24 protein-coding genes are annotated in these 26,504 nt (G+C 70.2%); 12 read left to right on the forward strand and 12 right to left on the reverse strand.

The genetic code is table 11. From position 1 onward, the window contains the following. The first annotated feature begins 28 nt into the window (after positions 1–28). The 6 genes from OHA89_RS02290 (at position 29) to OHA89_RS02315 (ending at position 9,378) form a co-directional block, all read left to right on the forward strand. A complete protein-coding gene (locus OHA89_RS02290) occupies positions 29–1,444 on the forward strand; it encodes a hypothetical protein (RefSeq protein ID WP_406365046.1) in 1,416 nt (471 codons plus the stop codon). Beyond that, positions 1,441–2,901, forward strand: a complete 1,461-nt coding sequence (locus OHA89_RS02295; RefSeq protein WP_406365047.1) for a radical SAM protein — start codon at positions 1,441–1,443, stop codon at positions 2,899–2,901. Before OHA89_RS02290 ends, OHA89_RS02295 begins: the two co-directional genes overlap by 4 nt. A gap of 37 nt (positions 2,902–2,938) precedes the next feature. Continuing rightward, complete coding sequence (locus tag OHA89_RS02300; protein ID WP_406365048.1) at positions 2,939–4,846, forward strand: ferritin-like domain-containing protein; 1,908 nt, start codon at positions 2,939–2,941, stop codon at positions 4,844–4,846. A gap of 7 nt (positions 4,847–4,853) precedes the next feature. Next, positions 4,854–5,912: an FAD/NAD(P)-binding protein gene (locus OHA89_RS02305; RefSeq protein ID WP_266615774.1), complete on the forward strand. Its 1,059-nt coding sequence runs from the start codon at positions 4,854–4,856 to the stop codon at positions 5,910–5,912. 249 nt (positions 5,913–6,161) lie between these two features. Next, complete coding sequence (locus OHA89_RS02310; protein WP_266615777.1) at positions 6,162–8,144, forward strand: LodA/GoxA family CTQ-dependent oxidase; 1,983 nt, start codon at positions 6,162–6,164, stop codon at positions 8,142–8,144. Positions 8,145–8,178: 34 nt separating this feature from the next. Next, positions 8,179–9,378 carry an FAD-dependent monooxygenase gene (locus OHA89_RS02315; RefSeq protein WP_406365050.1) on the forward strand — a complete coding sequence of 400 codons (1,200 nt, stop codon included), beginning with the start codon at positions 8,179–8,181 and terminating at the stop codon, positions 9,376–9,378. On the opposite strand, the gene OHA89_RS02320 is transcribed toward OHA89_RS02315, so the two are convergent. From OHA89_RS02320 to OHA89_RS02335, 4 genes are all read right to left on the reverse strand, one after another. Continuing rightward, complete coding sequence (locus OHA89_RS02320; RefSeq protein ID WP_266615779.1) at positions 9,362–10,435, reverse strand: M14 family metallopeptidase; 1,074 nt, start codon at positions 10,433–10,435, stop codon at positions 9,362–9,364. The genes OHA89_RS02315 and OHA89_RS02320 overlap by 17 nt on opposite strands. A 10-nt stretch (positions 10,436–10,445) precedes the next feature. Beyond that, positions 10,446–10,760: a hypothetical protein gene (locus OHA89_RS02325; protein WP_215148581.1), complete on the reverse strand. Its 315-nt coding sequence runs from the start codon at positions 10,758–10,760 to the stop codon at positions 10,446–10,448. Positions 10,761–11,082: 322 nt separating this feature from the next. Further along, on the reverse strand, positions 11,083–12,030 hold the full coding sequence (locus OHA89_RS02330) for a hypothetical protein (protein ID WP_266615781.1): 948 nt from the start codon (positions 12,028–12,030) through the stop codon (positions 11,083–11,085). A gap of 14 nt (positions 12,031–12,044) precedes the next feature. Next, positions 12,045–12,908 carry a papain-like cysteine protease family protein gene (locus OHA89_RS02335; RefSeq protein WP_266615782.1) on the reverse strand — a complete coding sequence of 288 codons (864 nt, stop codon included), beginning with the start codon at positions 12,906–12,908 and terminating at the stop codon, positions 12,045–12,047. Positions 12,909–13,719: 811 nt separating this feature from the next. On the opposite strand from OHA89_RS02335, the gene OHA89_RS02340 reads away from it, so the two are divergent. Genes OHA89_RS02340 through OHA89_RS02350 form a run of 3 tightly spaced genes read left to right on the forward strand, consistent with a single transcriptional unit; the run spans position 13,720 to position 16,237 of the window. Continuing rightward, positions 13,720–14,577: a class II aldolase/adducin family protein gene (locus tag OHA89_RS02340; RefSeq protein WP_406365053.1), complete on the forward strand. Its 858-nt coding sequence runs from the start codon at positions 13,720–13,722 to the stop codon at positions 14,575–14,577. 8 nt (positions 14,578–14,585) lie between these two features. Next, the gene (locus tag OHA89_RS02345; protein ID WP_406365055.1) at positions 14,586–15,365 is read left to right on the forward strand and encodes a TetR/AcrR family transcriptional regulator C-terminal domain-containing protein; all 780 of its coding nucleotides are present in this window, start codon (positions 14,586–14,588) and stop codon (positions 15,363–15,365) included. Then, positions 15,362–16,237, forward strand: a complete 876-nt coding sequence (locus tag OHA89_RS02350) for an alpha/beta fold hydrolase (RefSeq protein ID WP_406365057.1) — start codon at positions 15,362–15,364, stop codon at positions 16,235–16,237. The genes OHA89_RS02345 and OHA89_RS02350 overlap by 4 nt, the downstream gene beginning before the upstream one ends. A gap of 56 nt (positions 16,238–16,293) precedes the next feature. On the opposite strand, the gene OHA89_RS02355 is transcribed toward OHA89_RS02350, so the two are convergent. The 4 genes from OHA89_RS02355 to OHA89_RS02370 form a co-directional block, all read right to left on the reverse strand. After that, positions 16,294–16,938, reverse strand: coding sequence for a GAP family protein (locus OHA89_RS02355; RefSeq protein WP_266615919.1), 645 nt, complete (start codon positions 16,936–16,938; stop codon positions 16,294–16,296). 245 nt (positions 16,939–17,183) lie between these two features. Beyond that, on the reverse strand, positions 17,184–20,042 hold the full coding sequence (locus OHA89_RS02360; protein WP_406365059.1) for an aKG-HExxH-type peptide beta-hydroxylase: 2,859 nt from the start codon (positions 20,040–20,042) through the stop codon (positions 17,184–17,186). Further along, a complete protein-coding gene (locus tag OHA89_RS02365; RefSeq protein WP_266615790.1) occupies positions 20,039–21,226 on the reverse strand; it encodes an FxsB family cyclophane-forming radical SAM/SPASM peptide maturase in 1,188 nt (395 codons plus the stop codon). Before OHA89_RS02365 ends, OHA89_RS02360 begins: the two co-directional genes overlap by 4 nt. Next, a complete protein-coding gene (locus OHA89_RS02370) occupies positions 21,219–21,524 on the reverse strand; it encodes a hypothetical protein (RefSeq protein ID WP_266941631.1) in 306 nt (101 codons plus the stop codon). Before OHA89_RS02370 ends, OHA89_RS02365 begins: the two co-directional genes overlap by 8 nt. 100 nt (positions 21,525–21,624) lie before the next feature. Here OHA89_RS02370 and OHA89_RS02375 point away from each other — a divergent pair, with 100 nt between their 5' ends. Next, on the forward strand, positions 21,625–22,218 hold the full coding sequence (locus OHA89_RS02375; RefSeq protein WP_215148597.1) for a TetR/AcrR family transcriptional regulator: 594 nt from the start codon (positions 21,625–21,627) through the stop codon (positions 22,216–22,218). A gap of 317 nt (positions 22,219–22,535) precedes the next feature. Next, a complete protein-coding gene (locus tag OHA89_RS02380) occupies positions 22,536–23,126 on the forward strand; it encodes an SMI1/KNR4 family protein (protein WP_406365061.1) in 591 nt (196 codons plus the stop codon). Between the two features lie 219 nt (positions 23,127–23,345). On the opposite strand, the gene OHA89_RS02385 is transcribed toward OHA89_RS02380, so the two are convergent. Beyond that, entirely contained in the window at positions 23,346–23,759 is a 414-nt protein-coding gene (locus OHA89_RS02385; RefSeq protein ID WP_266615796.1) for a hypothetical protein, read from the reverse strand. Between the two features lie 232 nt (positions 23,760–23,991). Continuing rightward, positions 23,992–24,165 carry a hypothetical protein gene (locus tag OHA89_RS02390; RefSeq protein WP_406365063.1) on the reverse strand — a complete coding sequence of 58 codons (174 nt, stop codon included), beginning with the start codon at positions 24,163–24,165 and terminating at the stop codon, positions 23,992–23,994. Positions 24,166–24,352: 187 nt separating this feature from the next. Between OHA89_RS02390 and OHA89_RS02395 the strand changes: the two genes are divergently transcribed. Continuing rightward, positions 24,353–25,432 (forward strand): serine protease, encoded by a 1,080-nt coding sequence (locus OHA89_RS02395; protein ID WP_266615798.1) that lies wholly within the window; start codon positions 24,353–24,355, stop codon positions 25,430–25,432. 50 nt (positions 25,433–25,482) lie between these two features. Here the strand turns inward: OHA89_RS02395 and OHA89_RS02400 are convergent, their stop codons facing one another. Together OHA89_RS02400 and OHA89_RS02405 are read right to left on the reverse strand one after the other, a co-directional pair. After that, positions 25,483–25,812: a hypothetical protein gene (locus tag OHA89_RS02400; protein WP_266615800.1), complete on the reverse strand. Its 330-nt coding sequence runs from the start codon at positions 25,810–25,812 to the stop codon at positions 25,483–25,485. A gap of 260 nt (positions 25,813–26,072) precedes the next feature. Beyond that, positions 26,073–26,486: an SgcJ/EcaC family oxidoreductase gene (locus OHA89_RS02405; protein WP_406365064.1), complete on the reverse strand. Its 414-nt coding sequence runs from the start codon at positions 26,484–26,486 to the stop codon at positions 26,073–26,075. Between the last annotated feature and the right edge of the window lie 18 nt (positions 26,487–26,504).

Consider the following 26,504-nt stretch of genomic DNA (forward strand, 5'->3'; position numbering starts at 1 on the left):
CTCTCCCCGATGGAAACGGAGACGCACGGTGATCGAAAAGATGTGGCTCTACCCGCCGCTGGCCTTCGCCCGGCTGGGTCCGTCCCCCCACCCCTGCGAGAACTACCGCTACGGGCCCAACGACCTGAACCCCCGGGGCACCGGCAAGACCGTGGCCCTGCCCGCGCCCTCGCTCGTCGTCGACGCCACCGACGGCACCCTGACGGAACGCCCGCCCCAGGGCAACCGGGTCCGGTTCAAGGACGAGCACGGATTCCGCCCCATCTGCCCCTTCTTCGAACTGCACGGCTCGTGGGTCATCGACGGGGTGCGCGGCGACGGCCCGATCACCACGGAGGTGCTGGACGCCTTCGACCTCACTCCCGCCGACGTGCAGTGGAAGGTGGAGGTCGCCAACCTCAAGGCGCACCACTGCACCCGCGCCGAGGACGACCGCATCGACGCCACCGTGGAGGTCGCCGGGAACCAGCACCAGAAGAGGCCCTTGGAAGGACGCTCCCCCCAGACGGCGGCCCGTCCCCTGGTGCCCCCCGGACGGCACGTCCCGCTCGGCTCGGTCCAGATCCCGCAGCCGAGCGGCGCCTTCCCCGGACTGCGGCTGCGCTTCACCCCCGCCGCCGGACTGGTCTACGGCCCCACGAACCTGCGCCAGCGCACCACCCGGTATCCACTCCCCGCCGAGCAGCTGTTCCTCTCCCCGAACTCCCGCTGGTGCGAGTTCAGGACGACCGTCAGCGACCCGCGGACCGAGCCGGGCGGCCTCTACGCCGGGGCGTCCGACGAGGACGGCGGAACCAGCTTCGGGCTCGTGGACGACGTGTGCGACGGCCTGGTCACCGTCACCATCGCTGAGCTCACCGCCCGGGCCCGCATCGTCGTCACCCCGCCCGACTTCGCCCCCGACCGCAGGCCCTTCACCTCCCTGGCCGACGGCCTGTCCGACCGGGTCAAGCGCGCCGAGGTCCGCGACCCCGCGTACGTCTCCGGGAACCCGCAGCTCACCGCTCTGGAGGTGCGCGACCTGTTCGAACGGGCCCTGGAGGCCATGGACTCCGTCAACGTGGACGCCCAGAACCAGCGCGCCACCAGCGAGAACATCGGCAACGCCCAGGGCGAGGGAAGTTCGGTCGCCGAGGCGCGCGCCCGCACCTTCCCCACACCGGTGCCCCTGGCCGGGATCACCCTCGCGCTCACCGAACGCGGCCGGCGCAAGCACCGCCGCTTCGCGGCCCTGGAGGTCCTGGAGGACCTCATCCGCGAACAGCCCAACTTCATCGAACGGTTCGTCAGGCCGCCGGCCGCCGAGGATCCCTGGTACGACCGCCGCATGCCCGTGGCCGTCCGCGGATCCGACGCCTTCCCCATGCACCTGACGCGCCGCCAGTACGACCTCCTCGTGGCCTGGGCCCGCTCCGTGCGCGCCACCGTGCAGGAGGGGTCGTGAGCGTCTTCCTCCAGATCGGCCGCCGCCCCCCGGAGCCGGAGCGGGAGCCGGAATCGGGCCCGGACAGCACTCCCGCGGGCCTCCCCGCCGAGACCAGGGTCTTCCGCAGCGCCCACGGAGCCCACCTGTTCGTGGCCGACGGAAGCCGGATCTACGACCTCCCCGAGGCCACCGCCGCCCGGCTGGAGGCCTGGACGGCAGCCGCGGGCGCGGCGGCCCACGACCCGGCGGCGGACACCGCCCTCGCCGCCGAACTGGGACTGCCCCTGTGGGGCGGGGCGGGAGTCCCCGCCCCGCGCATCGACGGCACCCCCGCCGCGGTACCCCCGCTCGCCTCCCTCTCGCTCAACGTGATGCAGGCCTGCAACCTCAGCTGCGGGCACTGCTACGCCGACGAGGGCAGGTTCGGCGGCTCCGCCCGCGCCATGCCCCGCGCGACCGCCTTCGCCGCCGTGGACCGGCTCCTCTCGGAAGCCGCACCCGGAGCCGGAGTCGTCGTCGGCTTCATGGGAGGCGAACCGCTCCTCGCCCGCGAACTGGTCCACGAAGTGGTCGGCTACGCGACCCGGGCCGGCGCCGAAACCGGGCACGCGGTCCGCTTCGCCCTCACCACCAACCTCACCACCGTCCGGCCCGAGGACGCCGAGCTGTTCGCCGCGCACCCGTTCACCGTGGCCGTCAGCCTCGACGGCGACCGCGCCGGACACGACGCGCTGCGCACGGCGCCCGGCGGGGGCAGCGCGTACGACCGGCTGCGCGCCGGGCTGGACGTGCTGAACCGGCACGGGCGGCCGCGCCACCTGTCGGCCCGGGTCAGCGTGACCCCGTACACCGGGCGGCTGAAGGACGTCCTGGAGCACGGGATCGGGCTCGGCTTCGACGAGGTCGGCTTCGCCGCGGTGGTCAGCGCCCCCGACCCCGCGTACGAGATCGGCGCGAGCGCCTTCGCCGGGTTCCTGGAGCAGATGACCGAATGCGGCGAGGCGGCGCTGGCCGCGCTCGCCGCGGGCCGCCCGTACCCCTTCGGCAACTTCCAGACCGCGATGTACGAACTCCACACCGGCGGTCACCGCCCCTACCCCTGCGGCGCCGGCGCCGGCTACCTCAGCGCCTCCGCCGAGGGCGGCCTGTACGCCTGCCACCGGCTCGTGGACGACCCGGCGTTCCGGATGGGCTCCGTCGCCGGGGGATCCGACCGGGCCGCGCGGGCCGAGCACCTCGCGGCCCGCCACGTGGACCGGGCGGAACCCTGCCGGTCCTGCTGGGCCCGCTACCTGTGCGGCGGCGGCTGCTACCACGAGGTCGCCCGGCGAGGCCGCCCCGGCTGCGACTACATCCGCGGCTGGCTGGCCTTCTGCCTGCGCGCGTACGTCGAACTCACCGAGAGCGCACCGGAGTTCTTCCGCCTGACAACTCCGTCCGACCTGCCCGGCGATCCTGCCGGACTGGCCCGCTGACCGTTCCTGTGACCCCACCCGGACGAAGGAGCCGACCGTGAACAACCCGATCCCCGGCAGCGTGGACCTCCCCGTACCCGAGGGGAAGGTCTTCCCCCGCAACCTCACCGCACGGGCCGATTACGCGGTCCCGGGAAACCCGTCCGGCTCCCGCCCGGAAAGCGGGGTGGACAACTGCTTCCCGGGTCTCGAATTCGACCAGCGCAACCTGGAGAAGGCCTTCTTCCCCGGCCTGCTGTTCGACTTCCACCACGAGCGGGGCTCCCGGTTGATCGGCGTCATCAAGGACGCCCCGTCCGTACTCGACCTCACCACCGCGGACCTGGGTGCGGGCGTCGCGGCCGACCCGTGGCGGCTCCACCTGTGGGCGGTGTGCGGGCGGACCACCGTGGACCAGACGGAGTCGCAGGCCCCGGTGTTCCACGCCACCGCCCGCACCGGCCTCGCCCTCTGGCGCCACGTCCACGACCTGCTGCCGGGCCGGATCGCCATCCTGCTCGGACCCACCCCGGGCAGCCTGTCCCCGGGCGCGAACATCGTGCCCGACGGTCTCAACGCCTGGCGCATGCAGAACGAGACCACCGTGGAGCGCGATGCCAACGGGAGGGTGGAGGCGGCCGTCCTGATCGCCGACCGGGCCGACTACCTGGACCCCGACGGAATCATCGATCCCGATGTCTACCTGCCGGGAGAGCTCACCCGCAGCCTGTGCGCCCCCTGGCAGTACGACTTCCGCGAATGCGGCTGCTACTACTGGGCCGCTTCCAAACCCGATATCTCGGCCAGCCCCGACGGCCGGTTCCGTCCCCTCAACTTCCAGCGCTCGGACCGCACCCTGCCCCCGCCCAAGCTGGACACGCCGAACTACGCCGACCGGGAGGGCGACGAACTCGACCACCCCGCACTGATCACCAACTGGAACGTGCTGCCCGTGGTCCTCAACGGCCGCGAGGACGACATCCTGGGCCCGGGCACCCCGTTCGAGGTCGAAGAGATGACCCGCGAGGAGGTGATCGAGGAACTGGAGCGGCTCGCCGACGTCGAGCACGCCCTGTGCCTGGAATACCTGTACGCGCACTACTCGCTGAACGCCCCGACCGCACTCGCCCCCGGCACGAACCCCGAGTCGCCCATCTCGCGGTTCCACGCGGCCGCGACCGAGGTGTTCTCGGTCGCGGTGGACGAGATGCGTCACCTGCGATGGGTCAACGAGGTGCTCGGCGTGCTCGGCAGGCCGCACAAACTCGACCCGCCGCCCCTCGGCATGCCCATTCAGCCCCAGTCCGGGCAGGTCTTCGAGCTGGAGCGGCTCACGGCCGCCCAGCTGGACTGGTTCATCAAGGTGGAGAGCACCAGCGCCGAGCTCAACCCGGACGGCATCGACGGCATGTACATCCGCCTCCACCACACGATCGAAAAGCGGCCCGACCTGTTCCCGCAGGCCGACCGCCTCTCCCACCTGATCAAACTCATCATCGACGAGGGCGTGGACCACTTCGAGCGGTTCAAAGCGATCAAGGGGCACCTCGCGGAGTTCTCCGAGGACGAGTACCTTCGCAGGCTCGACAAGACCCCGGACCCGCTGGACCAGCGGCTCCTGCAACTCGCGGACCTCAACTACGCCGTGCTGCTCGGCACGATGAAGGAGACCATGGCCCTGGGTGACAGCGCCGGAGGCGTGCTGATCGAACACGCCCGGCGGGCCATGACCAACCTCCATGAGGTCAACCACCTCCTCGCCTCCCGCGGGGTCGCCCCCCGCTTCCAGACGCCCCAGCCCACCGTCGTCGCGGCGCTCGCCGACGGTCAGGCCACCCTCGCCGCCGCCCGGGCCGCCCGGCAACTGCAAGAGACCGTCGGCTCGCTCGACGGCGCCGGCCTGCGCGGCATGATGACCCGCCACCAGGCCACCACCGAGGCCCTGATCGCCGACCTCATCCTGTGAGGATCCCGTGAGGCCGACCACCGTCGCGATCGCCGGATCCGGACTCGCCGAACTGACCTGCGCCTGGCTGCTCGCGGCGCGCGGCCACCGGGTCCGGCTCCGGCCGCGCCCGGCCGGCGGGCCCCGCCCGCTGCTGCTGGGCGACGACACCCTTGCGCTGCTCCACGCGCTGTGGGGCACCGAGGCGGCGGACGGGCCGGCCGCCGACAGCCACCGCCTCACCCACCGGCACGCCCGCTGGACTCCGGACCGCGACGCCGACCCGCCCCTGCCGCAGCCCGCGGCGGTCGTGGACGGCTCGCGGCTCGCCCGGCGACTGCTGGCCCGCCTCGCGGACCGGTACCCGGACGCCGTGTCGGAGGAACCGGACCCGGCGGGACCGCCCGACGCGCAGGCGCGGCCCGACGCGCGGGTCCCGCCCGTACCGCCTGACCCGACCGACCCGCAGTGGACCGTCACCGCCACCCCGCCCGGCCGGGCCGGCGCGTACCGGACGGCCGGGCGACGACACCTGCTGGCCGGGGAGGCGCCCTGCGCGGCCGGGCAGGACGACACCACCGCCCGCCTGGAGCGCACCGACGACGCCTGGCTCCACCTCACCCCGCTCGGCGACGGCAACGCCCTGCTCCAGGCGATGGTCCCCGGCCCGGTCGGGCACCCGGCGCGACACCTCGGCCGCCTCCTCGCGCACAGTCCCCTGGCAGCGCGACTCGCGCAGGCGCCCGCCAGCGCCGTCGCCCTGCCCGCCGCACCCCGCCTCCACCGCGCCCCGGCGACCCCGCCGGCCGGCCGGACCCCCGGCCTGCTCCTCGTCGGCGCGGGCGCCATCCGCTACGACCCCCTCAGCGGCACCGGTACCGCCCAGGCCCTGCGTACGGCCGTCCTGGCCGCCGCCGTGATCGACTCCGCCGCCGCAGGCACCCCGGCGGACCGGCTGTGTGCCCACTACACGGCCCGCCTGCGCACCGCGTTCCGCGACCACCTCGCCACCTGCGCCCGGCTCTACCCCCAGGCGTTCCCCACCCCCGCGTGGCAGCACGAGCTCGACGCCTGCCGGTCGGGGTGACGGCCGGGGCATCTGCCCGCTGTCCAGTGTGGTGGAGTCCCAGGTGACGTGCGACTCGGCGGCGCTCGCCCCGAACGCCGGGCGCGTGGCCGCCCCTCCGTAAACGGTGCGGCCCGCCCTTCGGTCGCGCATCGCACGCTCGTTTGTCAGCATGGAGAGCTGTACGGACGATGCACTCCTGTACAACGCTCCACGAGCCCTGTGCACCCCAGTACAGCCCGGCAGCGCCGCATCGCGGGAGATCGAGCCATGGCCGTCATTTCCGATTCCTCGTCCACCGAGCCTCCGGGGCACGACGCCCGGATCGTGCGGGCAGCCATCCACCCCGCGATCGGCGTCGCCCGGGTCGGCGACAGCGCCGACGAGTTCTTCCTCTCCCCCGAGACCGAGGACGAGCCCCCGCTCCCCACCGGCTCGTACAAGGACGCGACCGGCGCCCTGAAACGGCAGGCGGCCCGGTTCCGGATCTACGGCTACAACGCGGCCGGGGAGCCGGTGGCCGAACTCACCGAGGACAACGCCGAGGTGCGCTGGACCGTGCACGTAGCCAACAAGAAGGCCGCCTGGTACCAGTTCCAGCTGGCCCTGGACATCCCCGAGGCCGCCCAGGCGGACGAGAGCCAACTCCGCAACCCCCTGGTCGCCGGTCCGGACCGCCCCAGGCTGATCATCGACCCCGGCTGCCGTTCCGTACGCGGCCGCGACCGTGCCGGCGGTCCCGAACTGCGCTTCGACACCGGGAGGTTCCTCCGCATCCCGGTCTACCTCGGCGAGCTGCGCACCGACGGGGCCGGGCGGCTGATCTTCCTCGGCGGCCGGGGCGTGGCCGAGTCCGTCGACTTCAAGGAGGCCGATACCTTCGCGAACAACGACGGCTGGTACGACGACATCTCCGACGGCCCCGTCACCGCCGAGGTCCACTTCGACGGCCGCGCGCTGCCGGTCGAACCGGCCTGGGTGGTGGTCGGCCCGCCCAACTACGCCCCCGAGCTGAAGTCCGTACGCACGCTGTACGACCTCGTCCGCGACGCGTTCACCACGGCCGGAGCGCTCCCCGAACCGGAGCAGGTCTCCTTCACCCACGACATCCTGCCCATCCTGCGCCGCCTGTGCGATCTGCAATGGGTCAACCAGGGCCTGGCAACCCTGTTCGGACACGGCGGACGCGAATACTTCCTCGACCCCGGCCTGCTGGCCGCCCTCGCCGACCCCAGTCCACGCCACGAGGAGCTGCGCCGGCAGATCTCGAAGACCATGCGCGACCCCGACCGGGACGGCACGTCGCCGATTCCCTGGCCACCCGTCTACGGCGACGCGATGAGCCTGCCCCCCGTCTCCGCACGCCAGCACCTGGCCCTGTCCCCGCTCCAGACAAGGCTGTTGGTGCGCTGGACCCGCGGAGACTTCGTCCCCGACCACGTCGTCGGGGCCGAGACCACGCCCACGGAACTCGACCGGCTGCCGCTCGCCGCCCGACCCGCCGCCCTGGACCGCGCGGCCCTGTCCTTCTGCCTCGCCGACGCCTTCCACCCGGGCTGCGAAATCACCTGGCCGATGCGCCACACCACGCTGTACAGCGCGCCGTTCCGCATCCGCCACCGCCCGCAGAGCAACCCCGAGCGCCCCTACGGCAGGGTGCTCACCCCGCAGACCGCCCAGGCGTACGACGGGCCGCTGTACGGCCAGGAACCCGGCGGCCTGACGCGCTGGATGGCCGTGCCCTGGCAGACGGACACCGCGAGCTGCCGCTCCGGGTACGAACGCCGGTACGACCCGTACCTGCCGACGTTCTGGCCCGCCCGGGTGCCCAACCACGTCCTCGAAGAGGAGGACTACCTGATCGCCGTCGACACCACGCGCCCGCGGGAGGAGCGGCTCGCGGCGTTCGCACGGCGGTCCCCCTGGGACCGCTGGCTGCCCCCGCCCTACAAGGCCACCATCAATGCCATGGTGAAGGACTTCGGCCGGCTCGGCCTGGTCGAACGCCGCCCGGGCGTCACCAACGACCCCCTGCTGCCCGCCGAGATGTTCGTCGAGTCCGAGGTCTCCTTCCCCGCCGAGCCGGCCCCGCCGCGCGGCCGCAACCTGCTGAGCCTGCATGTACCGCTCGCCGCCGACGAGCGGCTGCGGGACGCCGTCCTGGCGACCGCCGTCGCCCTGGCCGAGGAACCCGACGAGGAACTGTCGGCGGGCTACATCGAGAAGGTCGCCCGCTTCCCGGGCAACCGATGACCCCGCACGCGACGGCCGGCCCCGGCGGCCGGCGGTGACCCGTCACGAGGTGTACGACGCGGTCGTCGCCGGCGCGGGACCGGCCGGCGCGGTGGCCGCCCTCGTGCTCGCGCGGGCCGGCCGGCGCGTGGCGATCGTGGACGACCCACCCGCGCCCGCAGCGGGCGCCCACAAGGTCGGCGAAAGCCTGCCGTCGGCCGCCGCCTCGCTGCTGCGCGACCTGAACCTGTGGCCCGACAGCACCGCCGCGCCCCACCTGCGCTCCACCGGGATGTACGTCTCCTGGGGCTCGCCCGCGCTCCAAGAGCGCGGCCCGGTGCAGGACCCGTACGGCGCGGGATGGCAGCTGGACCGCCTCCGCTTCGACGCGTTCCTGCGGGAGGCAGCCCACACGGCGGGCGCCGAGCCGCTCCGCGGGCGGGCCGTGGACGCCGTGGACGACGGCCCCGGCCTGCGTCTGCTCGTGCGCCAGGAGCATGGCACACGCGAGCTGCGCTGCGCCTGGGCCGTCGACGCGACGGGACGGCGCGCGACCATCGCCCGGCGCCGGGCGGTCCGCAGACGCCAGGACCGGCTCGTGGCGGCCCATATCCTGATGTCACGTCAGAATTCTTCTGCTGACGGGCAGTCGGACCGGGAGGTCAGGACCCTCGTCGAAGCGGTGCCCGGCGGATGGTGGTACACGACGCTGACCCCCGTGGGCCGGATCGTCGCCCATCTGACGGACCCCGACATCGCCGACCCCCTTCTGCGCACCCCCGACGGGTTCCTGCGCGCAGCCCTGCACACCCGGTACATCGGCGCCCGCATCACGGCCGGGGACCTCACCGGCCCGCCGACTCCGCGCTGGAGCGCCGCCCACGGCCTGCGCCTCGAGCCGTACGGCGGCCGGGGCTGGATCGCCGCTGGTGACGCGGCGCTGGCCTTCGACCCGCTCTCGTCGCAGGGCATCCTCACCGCACTGCACAGCGGAGCCCGCGCCGGCCTCGCCGCGGCCCTGTGCCTCGCGGGCGCGCCGCCCCGCCCGGTCCTGGCCGCGTACACGGACTTCCTCGACGGCGTCGCCGCCGCCTACGTACGCCACCACGCGGAAGCGTACGCAGCGGAAACCCGCTGGCCGGAACTGCCTTTCTGGCAACGGCGGGGGGCCGTCCGCCAACGCGCGGGCCAGGGGGCCCCGCAACTAGATCTCGAGAACTGGCGAGTTCACGAGGTCGTCAGGCGAGAGTGGTGAGGCAGAACTGGACGAGTCCGGCGTCGACGTCGAGGACGATCTTCTTCATCTCCGGCCACGGCGGGTGGAAGTCCATCCCCCATTCGACGGTGAAAGCCAGGATCCTTTCGTCGCTCTGCTCGACGATGTGCCTCGCGAACGTGTAGTCGTCGCTAGTGCCGCAGGTCGGGTAGAGGTCGAAGGCGGGCTTCGGGGTGTAGACCTTGCCGCGTACGGCTTTGAGCGCCTTGCAAAACTGCTCGGCGAGCACGGCGGAGTCGTCGGCGTCCGTCTTCGGAATGAACTCGGCGTAGAGCAGGTCGTTCTTCATTCCGCGCTTGCCGTCGAAGGCGGGGTTCTGAAAGTTCCTGGTCAGATCATCCGACTGGTTGTTGTCGTCACCCCAGACGTAGAGCATGTTCTGGGTGTAGCTGTGCACGTCGACGTACCAGCGGGTGCGCAGGAAGTGCTCGATCAGCCAGCGGACGTTGCGCGTCTCGGGCTCCGAGAAGGGCTGTGGGCCCTGGTACACCTGGTTCGGGTCGGCGGGGTCGTTCGAGACCCGGACCGGCGCGAGCGGGTGGAAGGCGGTCTCGAAGTCGAAGAGGAAGTCGAAGTTGCGGTTGATGTCGACGCCGATCGCGGCCGGATTCCCGCCGGACTGGGCCGGGTTGCGGTTGCGCCGCCATTCCGGGTCGACGGTCTGGCTGTAGCGCCGGCCATCGGGATTGACGAGCGGGAAGACCACGACGTCCAGTTCCTCGAGGATCGTGCGCACCTGGGCGGAGGTGAAGTGCGTTCCGCCGTACGCCAGTCCCGTTCCGCCGGCGTGGGCGTGCAGCAGGTCGGCCGCGAGGTTGACGAGGATCTCGCAGCTGCCCCACTCCCTGGCGTGCATACCGCCGGTGAGGACGATGGCGTCCTTGGGCGCCAGGCGGTGGGTGCCGATCCGCAGGGCGTGGCAGGCGCGGCCCTCGACGGAGGGCTCGGGCAGCTCGATGAGGTCGCTCGTGTTCTGAAACGCCGCGGCCAGGCTGGTCACGCCGGACTCGACCTCGACGATGTTCATGTACGGCATGACGTCCCTCCTAGGTGTCCTTCACCTTGAGGGCGAGTCCCTGCGGAACCGCGTCCTCTGGAGCGAACCGGTCCCCCTCGCCGACCTCGGCCTGGCGGGCCCGCCCGACGGCGGTGGCGTCCTCGACGACCGTGACCGTCACGCCCTCGCGTTCGAGGGCCTCGGCTTTGTAGGGGGTGACGTAGGCGTCGATGGTGCAGCTGCCGTCCTCGGCCTGACGGACCCGCCCGCCGACGTCGGGGCGGGCTTCGCGCAGGAGGGCGCGCAGGGTGTCGGGGTCCTTGGCAGTGACCCGGACGCGCAGAATCGTGTACTCGTTGGACATCACAGGGCCTCCCTCGGGCGCCGTTGGGCTCACATCAGGAAGCAGGGCCAGAACCGGCATCAGGGTGTCGGGGCCGGTACCGCCCACGGCGCGCAAGCGGACACATATACGAGCACGTATAGATATATCCGATGCGTACCTCGTATCCTCAGCGTGCGCTTCCGCCGTAGAACGCGTCAAGGGGCGCCTCGGGCACCCGGCTCAGGAGGCTGGTCGAGGCGTGGACGGACAGGGCCGGGCCCCCTTCCCGCGCTCGTGCGGACCCGACGACGGAAGTCGCCGGGCTGAGCACGGAGAAGGGGCCCGGCCCATGGGGTCGGGGTCAGCGCGTGGTGGCAGTTCCCCGGCGGCGCGCGTAAACCACCGCACCGCCGATCGCCGCCACGGCCGCGGTCCCGGTGGCGATCCCGGTGGCGGAGATCGGCTGCCGGGACGCCTCGGCCACCGGTTGCCCGGACGTGGCAGCGACCTGCTCCGACTGGTCCTCCACGAGGCCGCCGTATCCGCCGGCCAGGCCCTTGCGGTCGTATTCCGAGCCGGGCATCTTGTCGCCGTAGCGGGCGGTGACCAGCTTCTGGTACGCGGCAAGGGTCATGCCGTGCTTTCCGCCGAGGCCGGTGGTCGCTTCCTCGTTGAGCGGCTCGACCATGCCTTCGGCGGTGAGCCGGTACCAGGCGTGGATCTGCGGCTCGGTGAAGGTGCGGGCCTGTGGAGTGCCGCGCTCGGCAAAGCCGACCTCGGCGTCCCCGTCCCGGATGCCGGCCAGCTGCCAGCCTTCCGCACCGACGTTCCGCTCGCCGCTTCCCGGCGTAGCGGGGTTGCCCTTGGGCGCGAGCAATACGGCGGCGGGTCTGCCGTCGGACGTGGTCACCCGGGAGGCCAGGTAGGAGAGCCGGAGCGCGGTCTGCGGGGTCGCCTGGGTCTTGCCGGTGACGAACTCGGGGCTGATCTCGAACATCGGCACCGGGTCCTTGTTGAGATCGAACCCGGGCGGCGCGGCGACCGCGGCGGGTGCGTTCCCGGGGGTGCCGACTGTGCCGCCGTCTGCGGCGGGGGCAGTGCGGGGCTGTCGGGCCGAGACCAGGAAGCGGGAGACGGTGTCGCGGAGTTGGTCGCTCCGGAGGGCCTGCTGGGCGGACTGGTAGCCGGCGATGCCGTCGCCCTCCGCGGCCTGTGCGGGAACGATTCCGCACAGGGCGGCGGCGAGCGCGGCCGTGGCGAGGACGGCGGCCCGCAGTGCAGCGTGCCTGGCCTGTCGCATGGTCTGCATGGTCGGTCTGCTCCTCAGCCCTGGATGCCGATGCGGGAGTGGGTCCACTGGAACGAGTTGTTGTTCGCGTAAGTGGAGTGGTTCCACCATGTGTAGGTCTGGGTGGTCTGCCACGGGTCGCCGACCGCGATCATGCTGGTGGCGCTGTCGTAGCCGTAGATGACGTTCATGTGACCGCCGCCGGTGCGCCAGCCGAACCGGACGGCGAACGGCCGGCCCGCGTCGATCTCGGCGGCGGACTCACCGAACGAGGCGTTGCGGTTCAGGCTGTGGCCGCTGTTCCTCAGTCCCAGCCTGGCCAGGCCATTGGCCATGTCCTCCAGCGTCGCGGGCTGGTTGTTGCAGTCCACCCACGTTCCCTGGGCCGCGAGTTGGCAGAACTGCTCCTGACTGACGGAGCGGCCCCAGTGTTTGGCTATGGTCACGCCGGACGCGTCCCAGCACCACTGGGTCCTGACCTGCTTCTGCATGTCGATCCCGAGTGTCTTCGCGGTCGTAGGCGTGGGTTTCGGGTTCGGGGTCGGGGTCGAACCGCAGACCGGCAGGGGGGTGGTGTTCTCCTTGATGAAGGCGTCGGCGATGTAGTACGAGCCGGTGAAGATCCACCTCGGGTTGTTCTCCACGGTGTCGCCGGTGGTCCGGCAGGACATCTGGATCTTGGCGCCCACCTTCGAGGACCCCTTCACCTGGGCCGAGAGGGACGGCTTGGCCCGCTGGTTGACGGTCTTGTAGTTGCCCTGCCCGCCGATGACCGTGCCGCTGACCACATCGGCCTGGGCAAGGGCATTGAAGCCGAACAACAGGCCGCCGGAGAGTCCGGCGGTGATCGCGGCTATCAGCGCTTTCTTGCGGCGGGACGCGCGACGTTTGTGCATCATGCTCCTTGATCTGAAAATGCGGAACCGGCTTGCCTGGCCGGCGCTCCAATAAGTGACGATTGGTCAGCTCGCCAGTCCGAGAGCGGCGCTCGAAACGGACGGCCGGCTACTCACCGGAACGGCGGCACAGGCGGGCGACTCGACCACCTGCAGTCGCGGTCTGCTCGCCGCCAGCGACCCAGGGACGGCGCCGCATTGCCGATGCGGCTTCCGCGGCGGGCCGGGCAGACATCAGAGGCGATTGATGGCCGGCGGCCGGACGACTACAGCCGGGCGACGCCAATTGACCGAGCGTCACATTCGAGCGGATCTGCGGCCCCGCACTGCCGGTGAAGCCGGGATTCAGGCCTTCCACGAACACGCACGACCACACCTCTTTCCTTGACTGGATTGGGTGCCGGGAATCCTGCCAGAGAGATCACGGGTTCTGAACGCGGTTGCTCTACGCGCGAAGATGTCGCGAATTCAATCACCATAAATAGGCGACCTGATTGACCGTCAATTTCGCTACAACTCCGAGGAGTTGGCGAACATCCAGCCATTGGTCCAGGCCATTTACAGCCACCCGACGGCGTGGGACTTTACGTAAACTTGATGCATCGCCGCTCTTTATTGGACACGCCGTCAAGTAATTAAATCGCCCAGAGTGCATGCCGCGTGACTCTCCATCATTTCGTAAAGGAAACCGACCCCAGGTCTTGCGCGCAATGGGCGCATCCCGGCCCGCTCCGCCAGCGGTCGCCTTGCGCGATGCGTCCATTGGACGCATGATGTGCGTCCAATGGACGCACACGGTGACAAGGGGGGCGGCATGGAGGAACTGACGGCCGACGGCGTGGCGGGGGCGGCACGGCAGCCGGCCGCTGCGGCAGGCGGCCTGCGCGGCAGCGCCTTCGTCCCGCGCCAGGAGGACCTGGAGCTGTCACAGCCCCCGGTGTTCGACGACCTCGACCAAGAACGGGAACACCGCAAGCAGCGGCTGGCCGGAGCCTGCCGCATCTTCGGCCGGTTCGGATTCTCCGAGGGCGTGGCGGGGCACATCACAGCACGCGACCCGGAGTACCCGAACATGTTCTGGGTGAATCCGTTCGGCATGTCCTTCCGGCACATCCGGGTCTCCGACCTGATCCTGGTCGACGACGAGGGCCAGGTGCGCCACGGTCGGCGCCCGGTCAACCGCGCGGGGTTCGTGATCCATTCCGCCATTCACGCGGCCCGTCCCGACGTGGTGGCCGCCGCCCACGCGCACTCCGTGCACGGCAAGGCATTCTCCAGCCTCGGCCGCCCGCTGGACCCGATCACCCAGGACGCCTGCGCCCTCTTCGAGCAGCACACCGTCCACCGCGACGGCGCAGGCTCCGTGGTGGTGGAGGAGGAGGCGGGCCGTCAGCTCGCCGCAGGGCTCGGCCCGCACAAGGCCGTCATCCACCAGAACCACGGCATCTTCACGGTCGGCGAGTCCGTCGACGAGGCGGCCTGGTGGTTCATCTCCATGGAGCGCAGCGCCCAGGCGCAGTTGCTTGCGCAGGCTGCCGGCACTCCCCTGCTGATCGATCCCGAGGCCGCCCGGCACACCCGTGAGCAGACCGGCTTCCCGCTCGCCGGCTGGTTCTCCTTCCAGCCCCTGTGGGACGAGATCGTCCTTACCGATCCCGACCTCTTCGAATAGGCCCCGACATGCCAACCGCCTCCGACCGCCGCCCGCCCGCAGATCCCGCCCCTGAGCCCGCCCCTGAGCCCGCCCCTGAGCCCGCGGAACCCGGTTCCGCCTCGTGGTGGCGGGCACGCTACGCCGAGCGCGACCGGCGCCGGCCCCGCACCGGCGGGCTGACCCTCGCCCGCATCACGGCAGGCGCCCTCGAACTGGCCGACCGGGACGGGCTGGACTTCCTCACGATGCGCAGCCTCGGGGAGCACCTCCAAGTGCGCCACACCTCCCTGTACCGCCATGTGGCGAGCCGGGAGGAGCTCCTGATCGAGACCGTGGACCACATGCTGGGCGAGATCCGGCTGCCTTCCCTCGAGGGGGGCTGGCGGGCCGGCCTGGAGCAGGGGGCACGGGAGTTCCGCCGGGTCCTCAGCGCCCACCCGGCGCTCGTGCCGGCCCTGACCAGCGGCCAGTTGCTCGGCCCCAACGCCCTGCGGGCCCGCGAGCACGCCCTCGGGCAGCTCCTCGCCCAGGGATGGGCCCCGCGCACGGCCGTGCACGTCTACCTCACGGTCACCCACTTCGTGATCGGCTCCGCCGTGCTCGACACCGGCGGGGCGGCCCGGACCGGTCCGCAGCGCGCCGCGATGATGGAGCTGTTCGCCGGCCTGTCCCCCCGGACGCACCCGGTGGTCCGCCGTCACGCCGACCTGCTCAACTCCCCCGACGGAGCGGACGAGTTCGCGTTCGGACTGCGTGTGCTGGTGTCGGGGCTGGGCCACCTGCACACCGAGGAGGCCGGAGGATGAAGAGCAGTCCGGTCCTGCCGCCGCTGGATCAGTGGACCCGGGGCGGCACCCGCGTCCGGATCGGCGGCCACGCGGTCTTCGTACGCCAGGACGGCCCTGCGGACGGGGCACCCGTGACCCTGCTCCACGGCTTTCCCACTTCCTCCCACGACTGGGCGGCGACCGTCCCGTCCCTTGCCGCGGCCGGACTGCGGGTCACCACCCTGGACTTTCTCGGCTTCGGTGAGAGCGACAAACCGCGCCGGCACACGTATTCCCTCCTCGACCAGGCCACGCTGGTCGAGGAAGTGTGGCGGTGGTGCGGTATCGGACGCACCGCCCTGGTGGCCCACGACTACGGCGTCAGCGTCGGGCAGGAGCTGCTGGCCCGGGATCCGTCACGGGTCACCCGCATGGCCTGGCTCAACGGCGGGCTCTACCCCGACCTGCACCGTCCGGTGCCCGCCCAGCGCCTGCTGCACGGGCCGCTCGGCCCGCTGCTCGCGCCCCTGACCACGCGCCGCCGGTTCGGCGCGGCCCTGCGCGATGTGCTGGGGCGGGAGCTCTGCGACGCGGACGTACGGGAGTTGTGGGCGGCGGCGTCCCGGGCTGGCGGCCACCGGCGCACGCCGCGGCTGCTGCGCTACATCGACGAGCGCCGCCGGCATGCCGGGCGGTGGACAGCGGCCTTGGAGGAGTACCCCGGCCCGGTGCTCTTCGTATGGGGGCCGGCCGATCCCATCAGCGGCGCGCATGTGCTGGCGCGGATCCGCACCAGGATTCCGCGGGCCTCGGTCGTCGAACTCGCCGGACCGCCCGCGGTAGGGCACTATCCGCAGCTGGAGGATCCACAGGTTGTCGCGAGCACGCTGAAATCCTTCCTGGCGCCCTGAGACCCGGCCCTTCGCTGTCGTACTCGGTGCAGCCCAAGCCCTGGTCACACGTGCTGTCAGGCGACCAGCTCGTAGATGCCCCGCGCTGTCAGCCACAGGCCGACGACCAGGGAGAGCGTGACAATCAGCTGGTTCTGGTGCTGCTCGAGCCAGGTCCGCAGGGCGTTCAACCTCGCCCCTGCGGCCGCCGGCGCCCAGACCGTGTACATCTCCATGACGATGAGGCCGAGCGTGGCCAGCAGGCAGTAGCCGGTCAGGGCGAGCCAGTCGGTGAGGGAGGAGAGGTCCGCGGCAACGACCGTCGCGGCGCCGGCACCGACCAGCGCCCAGGGCTGCAGCAGCCAGGCCAGCCCGGCGGCCGTGGCCAGTGAGGCGCCGTCCACCCGGGCCGTCCAGCGCGGCGGACCGTGCGGGCGGGGCGGCCGGCGGTGCCGGAGCAGGCCGTACAGCACCAGCCCCAGACCGATGGCGAGTTTCGCACACGCCGCGGCGGTCGACGGTGCGCTGTGGCGGGCCGGGGGCTCACCACCGGTCAGCAGCACCACACACGCGATCACCACAACCAGGTTGGCGAGCCAGGACAACAGGAACGCCAGGGCCTTGCGGACGCCACGCTGCGAGGAAAGCAGCAGGATGAATGCGCTGTTGTGCAGAGGCCCCAGGGTGATGGCCGTACCGATGACGACCAGGTCGAGGACCATCAGCGCAGTCACTCCCGGGAGCCAGGGTCGTCTACCGCCGTCGGACGGGCGAACCGGTGAACAGTGTCGGGCGGCGCTGTCACGGCGCCGCATCCCCGACTCTGCGGGCGGCTTCCCGACCGGTCAAGCACGCCACGCGCACGCCCCCGAACGCCGCACGCCGGGCGGCAGGAAGCTCACCGCCCGAGCGGCACCGCGCGCCCGCCGACAAGGGACACCGCCGTATCCGCCAGTGACTGATCTCGTCAGGTGAAGGAGACGACGAATGGGCACTCCGGGCCGTGACGATCTCCCCGGGCCTCGTAGCCCGCGATGTAGGCACCCGCACGGCCGACGTGGATGATGTTGCCGTCGACGGTGCAGCGATCGCCCGAGCGGAGCAGGGCCCACAGCGGATCGGTGTCCTCGACCGGATAGAGGGACTTGGCGCCGGAGTAGGTGATGGTGACCATGCCATCGTCGTGGTGAACGGCCTCCCCCTCGAACCCGTACATCCGAAGCTCGGAGACGCATAGCAGCGGCTTGGACATGGCCTCCTCGATCGCCGCAGCATAGAGCGGGAGTTCGGAGCGGATGACCTCGTGGAGGCGGCCGGCGAACTCGATGGTGGCGGGGCACGCATAGGAGCAGGGCATGTACGGGACCAGGCCGTACAGCGTGTGCCGGAGGTGGGGGTTGCACAGCGGGGACGGCCTGTCCCGGGTGTTGCGCAACGCCGCGTAGTAGGTGTTGTCGTCGTTCCAGTTGTTGCGCTTCCGGAAGAAGTCCTGGCAGCACGCGGGGTAGCCGAGGGCCTCCCCGAACGTGTCGTGGTCGGCCCGGTGTTTGTCGACGACCCTGCCGTTGACGATCAGCGGGTACCAGCCGGAGCCGACCACGTGGTCCAGAGCGGCCTGGTCACGGGCGAGGAAGACATGAGCCTCGGCGCCTTTGCGCAGGTCGGGCACGAAGGCTGCCCGGGTGGTCGTAAGACGGCCTGGAGGCATCTGGGCAATCTGCGGCGAGAGCCTGTCGAAGCAGGCGTCCACGTGGTGGACGAGGCCGAGCGTCTCGGTGAGGCCGCGCAGGGCGGGCCAGCCGTCCCGCGGGACCCACAGGTCCATGGCCGGTTTCAGTCCGCTCGCCACGGCGATCAGCGTGGGAAGTTGGGCGCCACCGCGCGTGGCCTCGGCCAGATCCCAGTACCGGCTGGCCCGCAGCTCGCGTTCGACCGCCTCCGTCGCCGACAGGTTCACCGGGCGTACCGGGACAGGAGCCGACTCCATTGCTTCCGGCAGGCGCAGGCCCCAGGCCAGGTCCTCCGGCGTCGTACGCACGTCCTGGTCTACAGAGAGCGGGGACCGCCGCGCCATGAGGGCTTCGGTGTGCGTGAGGATGTACAGCGCTTCATCACGGCGGCCCAGATGGCGAAGCGCGAAGGCGTAGCACTGCCAGAAGTACGGACTCCGCGGATCGTGGTTGACGCAGGCCGCGTAGCGCATGCCGGCGGTGCGGTAGTCCTCGGACACGTACGCGAGATGTGCCGCCGCGAGGTCCGGGATCAGGCCCTCGCCAGGGACGGTGTCCGGCAGCACGCCGGCGGTTTTGCCTCCGCGTAGCTGATGCAGGTCGCGCACGGCCTCGAGCAGGGCGTCCGCCGGATACCAGCGGCGGATGATCGCCCCCGGCGCCCAGTCCTCCGGGAGGCCCAGGGCGCGCAGGGTGGCGTGAGTGAGGGCGCGAGTGAGGGCGTCGTTCCGAGCGAGCCGTGCCACGGGCGCCGGCGTGGGTGCCGTCGTGGGTGCCGTCGTGGGTGCCGTCGTCACGTCCGGAGCCCGATGCCGTTCGTCCCAGCGGGCGCGGTGCACGGTGCGCTCGGCGTCAATGCGACGGCGGTCCTCCAGCGGAGGTGGAGGCAGACTCCCGCCGCATGCCTCGATCCGGTCGGTGACCGCGTCGACGAACGCGGCACCCAGAGGCGTCAGTGAGGCCGCTGCCCGCAGTTCGCCCAGCCCGTCACGGACCTGGCGGACCACCTGGTAGGCCCGGTTCACGACGCTCCGCGGGTCCAGGCCCCCGGCGTCCGGGGTGTCCAGAACCGCCCGGTAGAAGTCGGCGACGCTCACGAAGCTGTAGACGGCGTGCAGCAGTCCGCTCAGTGGCCTGGGGTCCTCTCGCCAAGGCGAGTAGTAGGCGGCCTCGCCGGTGTCGTCGACGATCAGCGGGTCGAGTGGCAGGACGGCGTTGAGCTTTTGGTGACCGTATTCGTGCACCAGGGCTTCCGCAGTCGCCATCGGCTCGCCCAGCGCCAGTGCGACCAGACCGGGCGCCTCATGGAAGCTTCCGCTCACGTGGACGCGCGACGGGTCCGGGGACAGCACCGGGACGATGACGCCCAGCCCGCCGGCAATCTCCTCGGCAAGGGGCGCGCATACCGCTCCGACGAGGTCGAGGTGGCTGTTCAGTTCGTGCTGCCAGCGCTGCGCCTGGCCGGGGTCCAGTTCCGCGTACGTGAATCGGGCCCGTCCGCCGAGCCTCAGGTCCCGGTCGAGCCAGTTGAGCTCCGTGCCGTCGACGAGCCGTGGTACCCGCAGTTGCCGTCCGCTCCAGGTCAGACGGCCGTCGTCTACGGTCAGGGAGGTACGGGCCCATGGCGCCGCACCCTCCAGGGCCAGGCCGGAGCCCGGCAGGCTGATCCGTCCTGCGGCGTCCGTACGGACTTCGGCTGTCAGCTGCCCCTTGCCCTGCAGGAGCAGCGCCGAGAGTGCGAAGCGTGCGAACTCCCGTAAATGCGGGAGGAGATGCATCTCGGGAAAGCGCTCGGGGGCCCGCCGTCCCACCAGGTTCCAGGCCACGTCCACCCAGAACGCCGCGCTCGGATGGTTGAGCACCCGCTTCTGCACGTCGGCCGGAGCGGCGCCGATCGCCTCCAGGCTCGCCGGAAAGCCCGACTCCGCCAGCGTGGCGGAGGCCCTCTCGGCGAGCAGCGCCGCGAGCCTGCGGATGCCCACCAGGGTGTGGAGGTACCGGGCCGCGAAGACGGCACGCGTGGTCCCCGTCCAGCCATGGGGGGCCGCCAGCGAGGTGATGGTGGTCCGGTCGAGCCGGGGGATGGTCGCGGTCATCCTGCTTTCCCCTCTTCGCGTTCGACGCGTCTGGGCAGGCTTCGCAGGTCCCTTCCGGCCGTGTCGGTGATCACACGGATGAGTTTCTTCAGATCGGCACAGTAGACGGATTCGTTCCGGAATCCGTTCGCCCGGGAGTACCTGTGCGGGAAGTATCCACCCCCGCATATGCGGACCAGTTCGCATTCCTGGCAGGTCGCCCCCAGGGTCCGCCACTTGTCCTGACGCGCGTGCACCAGCGGCGACTTCAGCGCGGCGTCGAAACTGTCGTCGAAGATGTTCAGACCCAGCTCACAGGCCCCCGGGTAGGTGACCTTCAGGGTGTCCACCGCCTGTATCTCCCCGTTGGTCTCGACCACGGTGAAGTCGACGGGCTGCAGCCCCCACTCCTCGGAACTGTTCGCGGCCCCCAGGTAGAGGGCGATGACGTCACGGAAGCGCCTGATCCTGACGGGCTGAGGGCGTTCCCGGTACCACATGTCGAAAATGCCGAGCAGCCAGTCTGCGTACGGGGTGGTGTCGAGCCGCTCCTTTCCCGGAGGGCGCAGGTCGTGATGGCCCAGCGGCAGGAGGAAGTCGATGGACGGCGGATCGAAGGAGCGGAAATAGGAGTACGTCTCGACCGGGTCCGACTCGAGGTCGATCACGGCGAGAATCCCACCCCACAGCCCGCGGGCCCGAGGACTGCTCAGCAGCTCGATCGAACGCTCCACCTGCGCGAAGGACGACCTGCCCGCGTGGTCCAGACGGTGGCGGTCGTTGACCCCGCGCGGCCCGTCCATGCTCAGTCCGAAGGAGACGTCCCACTCCCGGCAGAAGTCCAGGACCTCCTCGGTGTAGGCGGTGCCGTTGGTCTGTCCGTTCCAGCGGATCCTGACGTCCGGTGCCGCTTGCGTCACCGCTTCGCAGAGCGCACGCAAGTAGTCCACCCCGAGCAGCAACGGCTCACCCCCGTGGAGGGTCAGCTCCACCTCATGCAGGCCGTGTTCACACGCGTGCTCGTTGATCCGGCGACCGAGCTGGGCCGCGGTATCCATCGACATTCGTGTCGGCTGCGACCGCCACGACTGATCGGCGTGCCGATAGACGTAGCAGTAGTCGCAGTCGAGGTTGCAGCGGGAAGCGACCTTGCAGATAAAGGATCTGAACGGCTTGGTCCCGGATTCCAGGACCGTGTCAGACACGACCGGACCACGTGCTGGAACTGTGTGAGCTGAAGGAACTGAAGGAGCTGTGACTGCTGTGGTGGCTGTACTCCGGCCCTAACTCGGGGTCGCGGGTACCACTGAACATCTCGTCCAGGACTTGGCCGAGTACCGTGCCGTCGAGCGCATCGATCGACATGAGATCGAGGTCCGGCAGTTCGAGTTCGATGCCGTCCCTTTCCGCATCTGCAAGATCGGACTTTTTGAGCATCAATGGCCTCCAGCCGCTCATTCCGGTACTTGCCGCCTCGACCACGATCCCCTTCCGCCCATACACCGTCAACTCCTTCTAGAAAAAAATCCAGAACCGATGTTCTACGCTGTCCGTGACGAGGAGTGAGCGGACCAGCCGCCATGAGACCGAGGACCCCTGCACGATGAGCCCAAAACAACAACGCGGCGAAGCCACGGTCGAACAAGTGATGGATGCAGCGCTCAGCATCTACGCCTCGTCGGGCGAAGCCGGCCTCACCCTCGGCGCCATCACCAAGGCCAGCGGGGTCAGCTCCGGAAGCATCTACCACCACTTCGGCAGTCTCGACGGGGTGCTCTCCGCGCTCGCACTTCGCGCGCTGGGCCAGCTCCTGAGCGCACTGGGAACGGCACTGACCCAGGCGACCCACGCCCGCTCCGGCATCCAGGCCGTTGTCCTGGCGTACCTGGATTTCGTGCAGACCCATCCGGAAGAGGCCAGCCTCTTGCACTCCGTCGCCGCAGATCGCGAAGGCATGGCGCGCGCCGGACAGATCCGTGACTCCCAGGAGGCCCGGCTGGCACCGATCGCCCTCTGGATCCACGCGCACCAGGAATCCGGCGAACTCGTGAAGCTCTCCGCCCCCATGATCGAGTCCCTTGTCCTGGGCCCGGTCGTCGCCGTCGTCCGCCGCTGGCTCACCGTAGGCGATATCGATATGGAGGAAGCCGCCCGCGCACTGCCTGATCACATCTGGCGCTCAGTCAGTCACACCTAGCCTTGATCAACCGAGCGAACGCCGACTGCGGCAGGCCGGCGTCGGGTCCCACGTCGCGGGGAGATGTCCGGGCTGGGTCGTGCCGGGCCGTCGAGGGCGACGAGGGCTGAGACCTGGTGGGGGAAGGATGCGGGCACCGAGCACGGCCGCGGCCAGGGCCGTCAGGGCGATCGAGGCGATGATCCGTACCCGGTCAGGATCCAGTCCTGCGTGAAATCGTCTCTCTTTCGGACCGTCCGACCGAGGTATAGACGCAGCTGGGAGCGCACGGTTCATCCCGTGGCGCGCACGGCTCGGTCAGTTCTAATCTCGACACCATGCACCGTCAGCCCATATCCCCGCCGTTGACCGAGGTAGAGCTGGTCATGGCCGAGCACGAGCTCGGTGTGTCCTTCCCGGCCGCGTACCGCGCGTATCTCAAAGAGGCGAAGCCCGCCAAACCGGTGTTCCGGCCCCGTCGAAAAGAGTGGGGCTGGGACTGGGGCGCGGACCGTCAGACCCCGGCGGAGCTGCTGCCCCTGCCCTTTCCGCACCCCGACTCATACGTGAACGCGAACGCCGAACTGGACGCGCGCGAACCCCGCCTGGAGGACTTCACCAACGGGCAGGCCCACGCAGTTGCCTGGCAGGCCTGGGACGGGGAATGCGAGGTCTTCGAAGACCAGAAGACCGCCGGAGCCGTGATCCTGCAGGACCACGGCTGCGGCTTCTACACACTGCTGGCGGTCACCGGTCCACTCGCCGGCACGGTGTGGTGGGATGGTCGCGCCACCTGTGAACTGATCATCCCGCTGTCCCTCGATCACATGGGCAGCGCCCGCCCGGTCACGTTCGGCGAGTGGCTTCGCCACGATTCCTGGGACTTGCTGCCGCCGAACTGGGGTAGGTCCCCTCGCTCCACCTCATAGGCCGATTTTTTGGGATCACCTCGCTGACCAGATCAAGATGGCGGCGAGGCGGGGCCGTGGGATCGAAGGTCGGCGAGAGCCGACCTTCGCGGGCGCGAGCCGAGCCTTGGAGTATGCCCGGGCCTGTTGGCCCTGTTGACAAGACAAGGCCGGCTCGCGCTCGGCAGTGTGGGCATGAAGCGTGCAGAGCCCGGTGCCGTGTTGTCGGCATGGCCAGCCTCAAGGGGAGTTGGTCGGCGGCCCATCAGAGCGAAGCGCGGTCCGCAACTCATCGGGTGTTGCAGGCCCTGGGTCACGCACAGGCTGGCCGACGTCGGATGACCAGTTGGGACGGAAGCGTTCGACGAGGGCCGTGAAGTCATTCCGCAGGTACCGAGAATCGGACGGCATCAGCCGGATCTGTTGGCGGCTGTCAGCCCACCAGACCTCGAAATCGGCAACTGTGCCTTCCGCCGGCCAGTCCTCACTCTCGTCCGGCAGCCACAGGGCGTCGACGAAGCCTCCGACGCTCAGGCCGATGTCCACGAAGATCCCGATCGCACCGGGCCGGGGAACCTGCGCCACAGTGCCCTCGAAGACCTGGCCGAAGCGCAGGCCCCTCCGAATCCGAGCCCACTCGGCATCTGTCACCACGAACGAATGATCGCACTTTCGTCCGGATCGTGAACAGCTGGCGCTCAGGGTGGACTGCACGCAGCGTCCCGTCACCATACCGATCGACCTGTCCGCCTCGGCGACACGGCTCTGCCGTCACTTCTCGGGTTCTGGCACACCTTCCGTGAGCGATCTCGCTGCCTCTTCGACATCAGGATGTGCGCACCACGTGAGCTATGCGGATTGGATGTCACGGGAGGCCGGTGGAGCCTCAGCCGAGATCTTTTTCAGCATCGGGATGCTCCTGGTGAAAGGTGCTGGTCATGCCGCAGATGCGTCCAGCACGTGCAGCACGTCCTTTTCGTCCACAGGCAGCAAGGTCGAGCACGAAGCACTCGGGGGACTCTTCCGCGATGCGCTTCCTGTGAAAGCGCAGGGCGCCCACGAGTTGGCGGGATGATCGGCCCATTGGGGCCAACTACCGGATGATCACAGGAGGTTCACAGGTCTACCACGGTGATTGTGGTTCACTACCGGGGCGCGACAGGACATAAACGATCTGTCAACTGGAAGGTATAGAACCGGTGCATATACGACGCACCTGCAAAGCTGCCACCGCCTTACTGTTCGCGGTGGCGTTGATACCTGCCACCCTCACGACCGCCTCGGCGTCCGAGGCACCCACGCCCGCCGTGCCGGGCGTGACGTTCGGCAAGCAGACCACCGATCCGCAGAAAGTCCGGGACTTCTGGACCCCCGAGAGAATCGCCCGCGCGCTGGCGAACGAGAAGACGGACCAGGCCGGCATCGCCCGCGACGCCGCAGTCGCCAAGGCAGCGGGCGAGGCGACCGAGGACGCGGCAAGGAGCACCGCCCCGCGACTGACGGCCGAGGCTCCGCAGATCCTCCCCGCGAAGAAGGCGAGCGTGTCGACGATGGGGGCGGCGGCCGACGTCCCCGAGATGCCCGTCGCACAGAAGGTTCCGTTCCCGCAGAACGCGCCCGCCACCGTCGTCGGCAAGATCGTGTTCATCGACGACGCGGGCAAGGAGCACGGTTGCAGCGGCGCCTCGATCGCGGCTGACGGCAACAACACCGTCTGGACAGCGGGTCATTGCGTGCACCCGGGCGACGGACGCGGGACCGATGGCTTCTACGACCTGGTGCTCTTCATTCCGGGCTACAAGGAAAGCCTTGACACCCCTGGTGACTACGATGCCCCGTGGGGCGAGTGGGTCGCCCAGTCGTTCGTGGCCCCGCAGGCGTGGACCCGCGACAAGGACTACGACGAGGGCGACTTGGCCGCCTTCACCGTCAAGGCCCCGACCGGCTACACGAACCTCAGCGACACCGTGGGCGCGCTCGGCTACAAGTTCGGGTACGGCTCCGACTGGTCGGACATCATCGACTCCGGGTTCCCGGGCGAGGGCTACAACCGCACCGACATGGACGGCTACACGCAGTTCTACTGCACCGGCGACGTCGTGGACGCGGTGGACTGGTACCCGTGGGACAACCGGCTCGAGATGAACTGCGACATGGGAGCGGGCGCGAGCGGCGGACCCATGGCCACCACCGAGGGGCAGATCGTCGGAGCGAACTCCCACGTGGACACCGACGATCAGGATCAGCGGATCAACGATCACCTGTACTCGTCCAACCACGGCGACCAGGCAGTAGCGGTGATCAACGCGATCAACGACGCGAACTGATCCACCCGGCGCACAGCGGGCCCCGGCCCACCAGGCCGGGGCCCGTTCCCTCACCCGTCCGCGCGGCGGCCCATGTCCGGGTCGATGTCCTCGGCGGTCGGAGCGTTGAGTATCCGCTGGTGCAGGTAGCGGCCCCGGATCTCATCCGTGGTCAGCACTTCCCACCCGTCCGGCAGCTCCTTGCCCGCATGCTCGAGCTCGGCCGTCCACGCCTTGACGAGTCCAGCCCGAGTCTCCGGTACCTTCGACTCCGCCGGCTGCGGCATGCCGACCGTCACCGGAGGCAACTCGTCCTCCTGAACAGCCGCCACCGCGAACCCCAGCGCGCCGCCCGCCACGAACGTCGCCGCGGCTATGGCCCACACCTGCCTGCGTGTCATCTTGCTCCCCTCGCGATGCGCACCCACCTGTACCGTGCCACAGCCGGGCGAGGAGGGCGACAACCGGGGATCGACCGGCTCACGCCCAACGGCACCATCTTCGAGACCGGCACGGACTCCTACCGCCTCGTCCGGCACCGGGGCCCGAGCCGTTCAGACCGCAGCGGGCACACCCCGTCTGCGTCCAGACCTGGCGTGACCTCGTCGAAGCCACTGCGGCAGCCGTTACGCTCTGGCTCCGAACATGAGCGACGGGCTAGCTAGTCGGCGACGACCCCCGTGTTTTGGCAGGCGGTCAACAGCCAGCGGCCGTCGGATTGCTTCGAGATCACGTACAGCGGGGCGCCCTCGCTCTCCTCGCCCGGGGCCAGGTAACGCTGACGGACCTTGACTGCCGCGACTTCGGGGCGAATGAAGAGCACGTGGACCACTTCGTAGGTGACCTTGCCGTCCCAGGTCGCCGCTGGGAGGACTTTGCGCGTGAACTCCGAGATCGCGTCGAGGCCGATGAGGACCTTGCCGTGGGCCGTCGTCCAGATCGCGTCCGGGTGGAAGAGGCCGAGGAACTCCTCGGGGTCCTTGTTCTGCTGGGAGCGCTCGACGGTGGCGACGAGCCGGCTGATCGCTTCGATGTCTGCCGCGTGCGATGTGGATTCCGTGGTCATGCGGATCATCGTCACACCTCAAGCGAG

Origin of the sequence: Streptomyces sp. NBC_01546 (assembly GCF_045208355.1) — a bacterium.
GTDB lineage: Bacteria > Actinomycetota > Actinomycetes > Streptomycetales > Streptomycetaceae > Streptomyces.

What these genes read in the sequence shown, in the direction of transcription:
- OHA89_RS02310 (WP_266615777.1), top strand. Translation starts at nt 6,162, where the DNA reads ATGGCCGTCATTTCCGATTCCTCGTCCACCGAGCCTCCGGGGCACGAC.
- OHA89_RS02320 (WP_266615779.1), bottom strand. Translation starts at nt 10,435, where the DNA reads ATGCCGTACATGAACATCGTCGAGGTCGAGTCCGGCGTGACCAGCCTG.
- OHA89_RS02325 (WP_215148581.1), bottom strand. Translation starts at nt 10,760, where the DNA reads ATGTCCAACGAGTACACGATTCTGCGCGTCCGGGTCACTGCCAAGGAC.
- OHA89_RS02330 (WP_266615781.1), bottom strand. Translation starts at nt 12,030, where the DNA reads ATGCAGACCATGCGACAGGCCAGGCACGCTGCACTGCGGGCCGCCGTC.
- OHA89_RS02335 (WP_266615782.1), bottom strand. Translation starts at nt 12,908, where the DNA reads ATGATGCACAAACGTCGCGCGTCCCGCCGCAAGAAAGCGCTGATAGCC.
- OHA89_RS02340 (WP_406365053.1), top strand. Translation starts at nt 13,720, where the DNA reads ATGGAGGAACTGACGGCCGACGGCGTGGCGGGGGCGGCACGGCAGCCG.
- OHA89_RS02345 (WP_406365055.1), top strand. Translation starts at nt 14,586, where the DNA reads ATGCCAACCGCCTCCGACCGCCGCCCGCCCGCAGATCCCGCCCCTGAG.
- OHA89_RS02350 (WP_406365057.1), top strand. Translation starts at nt 15,362, where the DNA reads ATGAAGAGCAGTCCGGTCCTGCCGCCGCTGGATCAGTGGACCCGGGGC.
- OHA89_RS02355 (WP_266615919.1), bottom strand. Translation starts at nt 16,938, where the DNA reads ATGGTCCTCGACCTGGTCGTCATCGGTACGGCCATCACCCTGGGGCCT.
- OHA89_RS02360 (WP_406365059.1), bottom strand. Translation starts at nt 20,042, where the DNA reads ATGACCGCGACCATCCCCCGGCTCGACCGGACCACCATCACCTCGCTG.
- OHA89_RS02375 (WP_215148597.1), top strand. Translation starts at nt 21,625, where the DNA reads ATGAGCCCAAAACAACAACGCGGCGAAGCCACGGTCGAACAAGTGATG.
- OHA89_RS02380 (WP_406365061.1), top strand. Translation starts at nt 22,536, where the DNA reads ATGCACCGTCAGCCCATATCCCCGCCGTTGACCGAGGTAGAGCTGGTC.
- OHA89_RS02400 (WP_266615800.1), bottom strand. Translation starts at nt 25,812, where the DNA reads ATGACACGCAGGCAGGTGTGGGCCATAGCCGCGGCGACGTTCGTGGCG.
- OHA89_RS02405 (WP_406365064.1), bottom strand. Translation starts at nt 26,486, where the DNA reads ATGATCCGCATGACCACGGAATCCACATCGCACGCGGCAGACATCGAA.